Origin of the sequence: Methanobrevibacter ruminantium (genome assembly GCF_016294135.1) — an archaeon.
In the GTDB taxonomy this organism is placed as follows: Archaea; Methanobacteriota; Methanobacteria; order Methanobacteriales; family Methanobacteriaceae; genus Methanobrevibacter; species Methanobrevibacter ruminantium_A.
Window position 1 is genome coordinate 25,033 of sequence record NZ_JAEDCO010000004.1, and the last position, 11,103, is coordinate 36,135.

Here is an 11,103-nt window from a genome sequence, read left to right on the forward strand (position 1 = left end):
ATTAGAATTTAAGCTTAAGGAAGTAATTTTATGGTTTTTATTATTGATCCTCAGAATGCAGGAATTTCTGGGAATATGATTATTGGGGCTCTTGTGGATTTGGGAGCTGACGGAGATAAAGTTAAAGGTCTTATGGAAGATGTGGCTGTTGACTTTGGTGAGGTTGGAGTGTCCTTAAACAAGGTAAATAAGTCAGGAATTGATGCTACATTTTGCAATGTAAAGACAATTGATGAAGATAATGAAAACAACCATCATGTTCATTTTCCAGATTTTATGGAAAAAATTGATCTCTTGAAATATGCAGATATTGAAAATTTAACCGACGAAATGGTTGAAATGGCTAAAAAGGTCTTTAAGAGAATAGCTATTTCAGAGTCAAGAGTCCATGGCAAAACCCTTGAAGAAGTTCATTTTCATGAAGTAGGTGCTGCAGATGCTGTAGCAGATGTTTTAGGTTCAATTTGCGCTTACTTTGATTTGGGAATGGATAAGGATAAGGTAGTTGGTCTTCCTATTGCTGTTGGCGGAGGAGTGGTTAAGACTGCTCATGGAAGAATTCCTGTCCCTGCTCCTGCAAGCTTGGATATTCTCAAAGGATTAAATGAGGATTCCTTTAAAGATTTCTCAAAAGGAGAAGCCAAATGCGTTGGCGGACCAGTCAATTCTGAACTTGCAACACCTACTGGCTGTGCTTTGTACATGGAGTTCTGTGATGAATTTTTAGAATTCGCTCCTATGATGTCTCCTGAAGAGATTGCATATGGTTGCGGTTCAAAGGAATTCGATTTCCCTAATGTGTTAAGAGTCATTAAATCCAAGAATACAAATGGAAAACATAAGGTTTCTGTAATTGAAACCAATATTGATCATATGTCTGGTGAGGAATTGGGATTCCTGTTTGACTTGCTTCTGATTGAAGGGGCTAGAGATGTTTCAATGGTGCCTATTACCATGAAGAAAAATAGGCCCGGACATTTGATTAAGATTATTTCCAAACCTGATTTGGTTGACCATTTGGTTAATATCCTCTTTATGGAAACTGGCACTTTAGGCATTAGGGTCTCTGAAAACACTCATAGAGGAGTTGCTGAAAGGCAATTTATTCCTTTGGATATAAATGTTGGCAATCATATTTATACAATCAACTTCAAAATAGGATTGATTGGGGATGAAATAATCTCTCATAGGCCTGAATACGAGGATTTGCGCAGAATCTCTGTAGAGCAGGACATTCCTTTAATTGAAGTGAGAGATGTTGCAAACACTATGATTCGTGATTATTTGGAAAACAATAGAGAATAAAAAGAAATTCTTAAATAGGAATTGCAATAAGAATTATATGTGAAAAATATTAAAAATGTGAAAATATGAGAATTCCAAGAATAGATTTAGCATTTTTATCAAGATTGTTTATATTATTGGCTCTTATACTATTGATTTATAATGAATTTAAACTTCAATCTAGTTTGGTTTCATTAATTTCATTAGCATTAGCGGTCTCATCTGTTCTTTGTATGGTTTTATTTGCCATTCGATTTAGACAAGGAAAGTATAATCAAAATTTTCAGATTGTTGTTGAAACAGATGTGGACAGAGCTTTGAAAGATGGTGTGATTTCAAAGGAACAAGCGGAATCCATTCCAAGACGTGTTGTTCTCAATACTAAGGATCTTATTTTAAATGTTATCTTTAATTTTGCAATTGCAAACCATTTTGACTTGATTCCTATCGACATTCTTAGAGAGATATTGCCTCATGTTCCACCTGCTCATTTAGAGAATTTGTATGAGGAATCCCGTGAAATAAGTGATGATTTGAATGATTATTTCAGAGCTCAAAAATTTGCAAATAAGGCGGATGTAATTACAAGATCCGATGAGATAAAGGAATACTTGGCTAAGACTTATCCTTGGATGGCTCCAGAAACTCTAGAAAACACTTATGATTATTTCTTTTTAGGAATTGGAAATGGCTAATATCTTTTCATTCATTTTCTTTTTTTATCATTCCATAATAGTTTCATATATTACGAATTAATTAAGGCATTATTATTTCTATTATTTCAGATGCATTGAAAATATTTTTAAAAATAGCTTTTTTTGTTTAATTTTAATTAAGGTGTAAAGAGATTAAATCTAATGAATATTAGATTAATCTTAAAAAAAAATAAAAAGATAATGGTAAGAATTACCATTATTCATCTAAAGGTTTAATCAACATTAAGTTGTCACCTGCGTTGACAGTGTCACCTTCTTCTACGAAAATTTGTTCTACAATACCTTCCTCTTCAGCATAGATATCGTTTTCCATTTTCATAGCTTCAAGAACTGCAACTACAGTACCTTTTTGGACTTTATCTCCAGTGTTTACTTTAATCTTAAGCACCATACCTTGCATGGATGCAGTTAATGCACCAGGAATAGGGCCTACATTTCCGCTGCCTCCTTGTTGGCCGATTTGCATGTAACCTGTAGGCATGATTTTTACATCGAAGATATCTCCATCAACTTCTACAGAGTATTCGGTTGGAATAGCGCTAAGGTCATCATCACCGCTACCGCCAATGTGAACTTCTGGGAATGGTTCCTCTTCGAGTTCTCCTTTAAGGAATTGTTTAGCAACTGGAGGTAACATTGCAAGAGTAAGAACATCTTCCTCTTTCTTGATGATACCTAACTCTTCGCCTTCTTTTTTGAAGTTTTCGTATTCAGGTTCTATTAAATCTGCAGGTCTGCAGGTAATGCGTTCTTCATCACCAATGATCTTTTGAGCAATATCTTCATTGATTGGTGCTGGAGCACGTCCATAGAAACCTTTCATGTAATCTTTAACTTCGTTGGAAACGATTTTGTATCTTTCACCGTTAATAACGTTCATTACAGCTTGAATACCAACGATTTGGCTAGTAGGAGTTACAAGTGGAGGGTATCCCATATCCTTTCTCACACGAGGCATTTCTTCCAATACGTCTTGGTATCTGTCTAATGCATTTTGCTGTTTTAATTGTGAAATTAAGTTTGAAAGCATTCCACCAGGGATTTGGTACATCAATACGTCAGTATCGATTCTTTCACTGATTGGGTCAATGTATCCTTCGTATTTTTCCCTAAGGGTTTCGAAGTATTTTTTAATTTGGTTTAATGCTTTTAAATCAAGGCCAGTGTCGAATTCAGTACCTTGTAAGGATGCTACAATACTTTCTGTTGGAGGTTGGGAAGTACCCCAAGCGATAGGTGAAATAGCGGTGTCTAAAATGTCAACACCTGCTTGACATGCAGCATAATAACTGATAGGAGTCATACCACTGGTACAATGTGAGTGTAAATTGACTAATAGATCAGTCTCTTCTTTTAATCTGGTAACCAATTCGAATACAACGGATGGGGTAATTAAACCAGCCATATCCTTAATAGCTATTGAATCACAATCTAATGCTTCAAGTTCTTTTGCAAATTCCACGAATTTGTCGATAGTATGAACTGGACTAATGGTGTAGCTGATAGTTCCTTGAACATGAGCGCCTTGTTCTTTAGCTACTTTAATGGATTGTTGCATGTTCCTAATATCGTTCATTGCATCAAAGATTCTAAAGATGTCAATACCGTTTTCATAGGATTTTTCTACAAATTTAGTTACAATGTCATCAGCATAATGTTTGTATCCGAGTAAGTTTTGACCTCTAAGGAGCATTTGCAATGGAGTTTCAGTAAAGTTTTCCTTCAATATTCTTAATCTTTCCCATGGGTCTTCGTTTAAAAATCTAATACAAGTATCAAAGGTAGCTCCACCCCATGCTTCTATAGCATGATATCCGACTTTATCCATTTCTTCAATAATAGGGACCATATCTCTTGTTCTCATTCTGGTTGCTAAAAGGGATTGGTGAGCATCTCTGAATGCGGTTTCTGTTATTTTTACTTTCATCTTTACACCTCACTAAAATTTTTACATATCATGATAAATTTAATTCAAAATCATATTGCTGATTTTTAAATATAAATTTCTGATTAATTATTTCTAAATCACATACTATTATTTTACATTATATTATTATTTATTGTTATAACTACTAATAAAAGTTATCTATTTTTTAACTAAATTTAATAGATTATACTTAAAAACTGTAAAAAAATTTTATTAAAATGATATAAAATCAAAAAATATTTTAAAAAAAGTTTATTTGGAAAATTACTAAAAAAAGAAACTTATTAAAAAAATTAGAAAAAAATAAAAAAAGAAAAAAGTTAAGAAAAATTCTTAACGTTCAATTTCTCCATTAATGAATGCTTCAACATTAGCTGCTGCTTCATCATCAGTGAATTGGATTGGAGGGTGTTTCATAACATAAGATGAAATGGAAGTCAATTGTCCACCAATTCCTCTTTCAAGTCCTAATTTACAGCAACGAATAGCGTCAATTACACATCCTGCAGAGTTAGGAGAATCTTCTACACTTAATCTGAGTTCAATGTCCATTGGCACGTCACCAAAGGTTTTACCTTCCATTCTTAAGAAACAGATCTTGTTGTCTTTTTGCCATGGTACATAATCACTTGGACCAATGTGAATGTCATGAGGATCCATTCTTTCTGCAAGTACTGATTGAACAGCTTCAGTCTTGGATTCTTTTTTAGAGTCTAAACGTTTTCTGTTTAACATGTTTAAGAAGTCAGTGTTTCCACCAGTGTTGATTTGGTAAGTGTGAATCAATTTAACACCTCTTTCCTTAAACAAGTTACTTAAGGTTCTGTGGGTGATAGTTGCACCGATTTGTGCTTTAATGTCGTCACCAACAGCAGGAAGTCCTTTTTCTCTGAATTTTGCATCCCATTCTGGGTCACTAACAATAAATACTGGCATACAATTAATATAAGCAATTTCTGCATCTAATGCACATTGTGCATAGAATCTTGCAGCTTCTTCAGAACCTACTGGTAAATAACTGAGTAATATTTCTGCTCCGCTTTCTTTCAAGACTTCAACAACGTCTACTGGTTCTTCATCAGCTACTATAAAAGTATAATCATCTTCGAATTCTGCCATATGTTCACTTACACCATCAAGAACAGGCCCCATTTGGACAACTACATCGCTTTTTGGTATTTCTGGTTGGAAAACAGTAGTGCAATTTGGTTTTGCAAAGATTGCTTCATCAACAGTTTTTCCAACTTTTCTTGCATCAATATCAAAAGCAGCTACTACTTCAATGTCAGTTGGATCCCAGTCACCAATTTTCCAGTGCATAAGGCCAATTGCATCTTCAGGATTCTTATCTTTATAGTAATAGATTCCTTGTATAAGGGAACTTGCGCAGTTTCCAATTCCCACTACAGCTATTTTAATTTTACTCATTTCTTTCACCAGTAATTAATAATTCTAATTTTTGTATTTTTTAATTTCGTTAATGCTTAAATTAAGTTTTTTTTAACATTTTTTAAAAATTTATATAAATATTATTGAATAAAAATAAATATAAATCATATTACTTTAATATATTTACATTTGTTTATATAAATCTTTTTAAAAATTGATGAATTTTAAAGAATAATCTTATACTTTTTGTGTGTGTTTGGATTTAATGTTCGAATTCGGTGGTTAAATGAAAAAAGTGATTTTAATAGCATTTTATTTTAATCAGGTAAATGAAATTGCTTCAAAGAGGTTAAGGGCACTCGCAAAATATTTGCCTCAATTTGGATGGGAACCCATAGTGATTGTTCCAGATTTGGGTTTCATTCCAAAGGAAAACGATGATTTGAATTGCAGAATCATTTACACTGAATATGAGGATATGTTCAGTCATTTTTCCAATAAATTCAAGAAATCTAAACCAACTGATTCCAATGATTGCCTTGATTCTAAAGAATCTGAAGAGTCTGAAGAGTCTGAAGAGTCTGAAGAGTCTAAAGAGTTTAAAGAGTTTAAAGAGTCTAAAGAGTCTAAAGAGTTTATCGAATTTAATGATGATAAGTTAAAAGATTCCACATCCTATTCAAATCCGATTGTTTCAAAAGCCATTTCAATTGCGGGTGAAGTATTTGCATATCCTGATGGGATGAAATACTGGCATGAATCTGCATTTAAGGAGGCTTCTAAAATTATGGATGAGGAAGAAATTGATGCTATCATAAGCTCTTCATGGCCTATAACATGCCATACCATTGCAAAGGATTTAAAGGAAAAACAGGATATTGCTTGGATAGCAGACTTAAGGGACCTTTGGAATTTAAATCCATATGTTTCACACACTTATGTAAGAAATTATTTTGAGAAAAGGTTGGAATTGAAGACATTTGAAAATGCAGATGCTTTAACAACCACTACAAGTTTGGCTGCAGAGACATTAGCCACTTTACATCCAATGAGTAAGATAGTACCAATTTTATCAGGTTATGACAAGGATGACTTTAAGTTTCTAGAGGAATTGGTTTCTAAGAAGGATGATTCCTTTAGTGACTTTTCAGAAAAATTGAAGTTTATTTATGCAGGATCTTTATATGGTGGTAAAAGAGATCCAAATTATTTGTTTGAAGCCATTCGCCAATTGGAGGATGAGAATAAATTGGATGCATCTAAAATTTCAATCGAATTTTACGGTGACAGCATAGGTTTAGAAGAAATAGCTAAGCGTTATGGTCTTTTGGATATCGTTCATATTGGTGGTAAAATAGCGCATGAGGAAGTGCTGAAAAAGCAATTGAATAGTGATGTTCTCCTCTTGATTTCATGGGATGATGAAAAGGAAAAGATGTTCATTCCCGGAAAGATCTATGAATATTTCGCATTGAAAAAGCCTGTTTTGTCAATTGGGCATAAGGAAGGTTCCTTAAAGGATTTGATTGAGGAAACTAAAGTCGGATATCATGTTTCAAGTTTGGAGTCCACTAAAAAAGCTTTATTGGACATTTATAATGAATTTATTGAAAAAGGGGCTGTTGAATTAAGCTCCGATATAAACATTGAAGATTATTCCATGGAAAATATGGCTAAAAAATTTGCTGATTTATTGAATGAATTAGAAAATTAACAAATCTATAAAAGTCATTTCAATTTAAAAAATAAAAAATTTATACTTATAAAATTATAAATAAATTTAGAAGATAATTTGATTTAGAAATAATTGATTTAGAAGGTAGATATGAGGAAATAAAATGAATGCTTATTTAGAAATAATCCGTCCCGGAAATGCAGTTATGGCAGCTATTGCTGTAATATTGATGATGTTTGTTGGTCATTATTATGATTTGCCTATAATCATCTGTGCACTGATCGTTTTCGTATGTACTGGTGCAGGAAATACAATCAATGACGTTTTTGATGTAAAGATAGATGAAATCAACAAGCCTAATCGCCCTATTCCATCTGGAAGAATCAGTCTTGAAAATGCAAGGACTTATGCTTATGTTCTCTTTGGAATAGGTATTGCTTTAAGTCTTGTAGATAGTTATTTGGTAAATTCAATTTGGCCTTCTGTAATTGTTATTCCTGCTGCCGTCATAATGTATCTTTATGCAAGAAACTTAAAGGCAATGCCACTCATTGGAAATCTTACTGTAGCTACTTTAACAGGGTTCTGTTTTGTAATTGCAGGTGTTGTAATTGCATGTGCTACAAGTTCATTAAAGATTTTATTTATCTCAATTTATTTAGGATTATTCGCAATGTTCATGACATTAGCACGTGAAATAGTGAAGGATATGGAAGATATTGAAGGAGATAAGCAGGAAGGAGCAAGAACTTTCCCTATTCTTTATGGAAAGAAAATACCTTCAATAATTTCAATAATATTGATTGTTGTCACAACTTTGATGTGCCCTATTCTTTACATTTTCAAAATATTTAACATTGGGTATATGGTGATAATGATTGTACCTATAATCATCTTTTTGTATAGTGCTTATAGCTTAAAATTGAACCCACCAGAAGAGACATGTGCTAAGGTTTCTAAAAATCTGAAAATCGCTATGCTAATCAGTTTTATAGCATTCGTTGTAGGATCTTTTAATATTTTTAGCTTTTTATAGTTAAAAATTAATGTAAAATTTAGGTTAATTTGATTGTTGAAATTTAAATGGAATTATTAGGATTAGTGAAATTATGATGTTTAAAAATATTTTAGACGATTTAAATATCTCTAAGAATGATTTTTTCTATTTGTCTATTTTAACAATTTTTAGCATTCTCATTACTTACGCCCTCATAAATTTCAATCAGGTTTTAGGAATTTACTGTTCGGATGTTTTCATTTATTTATCAAATTCCCTTGTTTTTGCAGGTTACCAATCAAGTGTCCTATATCTGTATTTATCTCCAGTTATTTGCATTTTAACAGCTATTCTTTTCAAGTTAGGGTTCTTATCTGAAGCCTCTCTTTATTTGATAACTGGAATCTTTTGCATCTTTGCAAACATGGGCATTTATATGCTTTTGAAGAATAAGTTCAGTTCATTATTAAGCCTTTGCGGTGCATTTCTTTTTGGAAGCTTTTCACTTACTTTACTTTGGTGGGCAAATGGAACATTGGATGTTCCTGCAGTGGCTTTATCCATTTGGACAATCATTTTCACTATTCTTGCTGTTGATAAGGATTCAAAATATTATATGCTCTCTATTCCATTCTTTGTTTTAGCTGTTTTCACACGTTACACTGCGTTATTCTTGCTTCCTTTGATATTGCTCTATTATCTTTCCAAGCATGATTTCTTCACAAATTTGGATTTATTAATCATGAATAGGCAAGAATTTTCAATCAAACTCAAATCCTACATAAAAAGCGAGGAATTTAGGAATATTCTAAAATCATGTGCAATAGCTTTTGTTTTGTTGATAATCTTTTCAGCTACAATTTTAGCATATGGTTCTAATTTGTCATTCTTAACACAAAGCTCAACATTTGCATCCGGATCTAAAGGGGAAGTAATTGACAATGCATATACAACAGACACATTCTTTTATCTTCATGATTTCCCAAATTTCCTATTCTCTGATTATGTAAGTTTTGATAATGTAATTCCAGTATTGAACGGTTCAAGTCCAATGTCCTTTTTCTTAATAGGGCTATTTGCTATTGGAATTTTCTTATTCGGATATAAGTTGATTAATGTTAAGGGAAAAGGGAAGTCTAAACACAATTATCTTGTAGGAATCTTATTTATTGCACTTTTAGTCATTTCAATTTTATGCTTTAAGATCAATTCAATCATCACAATCACTATCATTCTGATTGATTTGGTGATGCTATTTGCATTTTTCAAGAAGATTGGTATCGATAGGGAGATATATTCCATGGATGTTCTAATGTTGGCATGGCTTTTGGTTTATTTCATATTCTTTACATTCCTGAATATTAAGGTGAATAGGTACATCATAACCGCATTTCCTGCTTTCATTTATTTTGTCATCTATGCTTTAAGTGAGATTTTGGATTTGTCTAATAAATTTGAGCTATTTGAGTTTAAAAAACAAAATATTTTAAAGATTATTCCAATAATTCTGATTGTATTTTGCATATTCTCTGCATTCACATTCACCTCTACAGTTCATTATAATGAGGATTTCAATAAAAACAAGGTAATTGCAGATTATTTAACTGAATACGACTCTGATTATATGTCAAAGGATGTTGCCGTATCCAATCAAAGGTCTTACAATTGGTTCTTAAAGAAGTATACAATTCCATTAACCGACGACCAATTGGATTATTTGGAGTCAAGCAATATCACTTATTACATATCTGATGATAATTTCAATTTATCAAATTACACTATGATTTATCAAAAAGAAGGTTTATATTTATACGAAAGGATTAATTAAAATTAATTAAAAGATAAAAAAATTTAATTTAATGATTTGATCTATTAATTTTAAGAGGGTGAATTTTATGAAAATTTTACATGTTGCACATTTCTTTTATCCGTGCTTGTCTGCAGGAGGAGTGGTTAATGCAAGTTATCAAATTGCATCTAATCAAAGCAAGGATAATGATGTAAAGGTCATCAGTTCAGATTCATGTAAAGAAAGATTAAAATTCCCAAATGGTCGCTATGATGTTGATGTTGATGGAATAAAAGTAGATTATTTCAAAAATCTCTCTAATGGATTTAAGCTTAAAACCATGTTAGACACTCCATTGGCTGCGCCATTTAAGATTAGAAAAGACATTAAAGACTATGATATTGTGCATATTCATGAGCATAGGCAAACCTTAGCCATTATTGCAAGCTATTTTGCAAGGAAAAACAATATTCCATACATTGTACAGGCTCATGGTTCAGTTCTTCCATTCTTCCAAAAAGAAGGGCTAAAGAATCTTTTTGATAAAGTGTTCGGCTTTAAAATCCTCCACAATGCCTCATGCGTATTTGCACTCACTGAAGTTGAAAAGGAACAGTATTTGAAAATGGGTGTTGATGAGGAGAGAATAGAAATTGTTCCTCTTGGAATCAATTTGGAAGAGTATGAAAATCTCCCATCTTTTGGTAAATTTCGCTCTAAATTCAATATTGCTGAAAATGATAAACTGATTCTTTTTGTAGGCAGAATACATGAAATCAAAGGGCTTGGCTTACTGATAGACGCTTTTAACGATTTGATTAATCAAAATTATGAAAAAAATAGCTTGGAAGATACAGGTGGTCATAGCATTAAATTAGCTATTGTAGGTCCTGATGATGGTTATTTAACTGAACTTGAGGATAAGATTAAAGAATACTCTCTTGAAGAGAATGTTATTATCACAGGCCCATTATATAAAGAGGAAAAGCAGGAAGCATTAGTGGATTGTGACTTGTTTGTAATGCCTTCCAAATATGAATCATTCACCACAAGCGGTCTTGAGGCAATGGCCTGTTCTAAGCCATTGGTCTTAACTAAAAACAACCATATTCATGATTGGGTAGATGGAAATGTTGGGCTTGCTTGTGAAGACAATAAGGACTCCTTAAGGGAAGCAATCGAAAAGGTCCTGTTCGATGAGGAATTATCCCAAATCTTTGCTGAAAATGGCAGAAAACTTATCAATGAAAAATATAACTGGGACATAATTAATGATCAAATTTTAGAAATTTACAGGAAATTTCTCTAATTTTTTTCAATTCATTT

Annotated in this window: 8 protein-coding genes; 6 read left to right on the forward strand and 2 right to left on the reverse strand. The window is 32.4% G+C overall.

Going from position 1 to position 11,103, the window contains the following annotated elements; translation table 11 throughout:
* The first annotated feature begins 30 nt into the window (after window positions 1-30).
* Together larC and VW161_RS02080 are read left to right on the forward strand one after the other, a co-directional pair.
* Window positions 31-1,305, forward strand: coding sequence for a nickel pincer cofactor biosynthesis protein LarC (gene larC, locus VW161_RS02075; RefSeq protein ID WP_304086997.1), 1,275 nt, complete (start codon window positions 31-33; stop codon window positions 1,303-1,305).
* A 65-nt stretch (window positions 1,306-1,370) separates the two neighbouring features.
* Complete coding sequence (locus VW161_RS02080; RefSeq protein WP_304135318.1) at window positions 1,371-1,979, forward strand: hypothetical protein; 609 nt, start codon at window positions 1,371-1,373, stop codon at window positions 1,977-1,979.
* A gap of 217 nt (window positions 1,980-2,196) precedes the next feature.
* On the opposite strand, the gene oadA is transcribed toward VW161_RS02080, so the two are convergent.
* Window positions 2,197-3,927 (reverse strand): sodium-extruding oxaloacetate decarboxylase subunit alpha, encoded by a 1,731-nt coding sequence (oadA, locus tag VW161_RS02085; RefSeq protein WP_304086991.1) that lies wholly within the window; start codon window positions 3,925-3,927, stop codon window positions 2,197-2,199.
* 333 nt (window positions 3,928-4,260) lie between these two features.
* Complete coding sequence (locus VW161_RS02090; RefSeq protein WP_304086988.1) at window positions 4,261-5,355, reverse strand: inositol-3-phosphate synthase; 1,095 nt, start codon at window positions 5,353-5,355, stop codon at window positions 4,261-4,263.
* 247 nt (window positions 5,356-5,602) lie between these two features.
* Between VW161_RS02090 and VW161_RS02095 the strand changes: the two genes are divergently transcribed.
* The 4 genes from VW161_RS02095 (at window position 5,603) to VW161_RS02110 (ending at window position 11,086) form a co-directional block, all read left to right on the forward strand.
* A complete protein-coding gene (locus tag VW161_RS02095; protein ID WP_304093605.1) occupies window positions 5,603-7,030 on the forward strand; it encodes a glycosyltransferase in 1,428 nt (475 codons plus the stop codon).
* A 124-nt stretch (window positions 7,031-7,154) separates the two neighbouring features.
* Window positions 7,155-8,027, forward strand: a complete 873-nt coding sequence (locus tag VW161_RS02100) for a UbiA family prenyltransferase (protein WP_304086982.1) — start codon at window positions 7,155-7,157, stop codon at window positions 8,025-8,027.
* A 73-nt stretch (window positions 8,028-8,100) separates the two neighbouring features.
* The gene (locus tag VW161_RS02105; protein WP_304086980.1) at window positions 8,101-9,816 is read left to right on the forward strand and encodes a glycosyltransferase family 39 protein; all 1,716 of its coding nucleotides are present in this window, start codon (window positions 8,101-8,103) and stop codon (window positions 9,814-9,816) included.
* Between the two features lie 67 nt (window positions 9,817-9,883).
* Complete coding sequence (locus tag VW161_RS02110; RefSeq protein WP_304086977.1) at window positions 9,884-11,086, forward strand: glycosyltransferase; 1,203 nt, start codon at window positions 9,884-9,886, stop codon at window positions 11,084-11,086.
* Window positions 11,087-11,103: the final 17 nt, after the last annotated feature.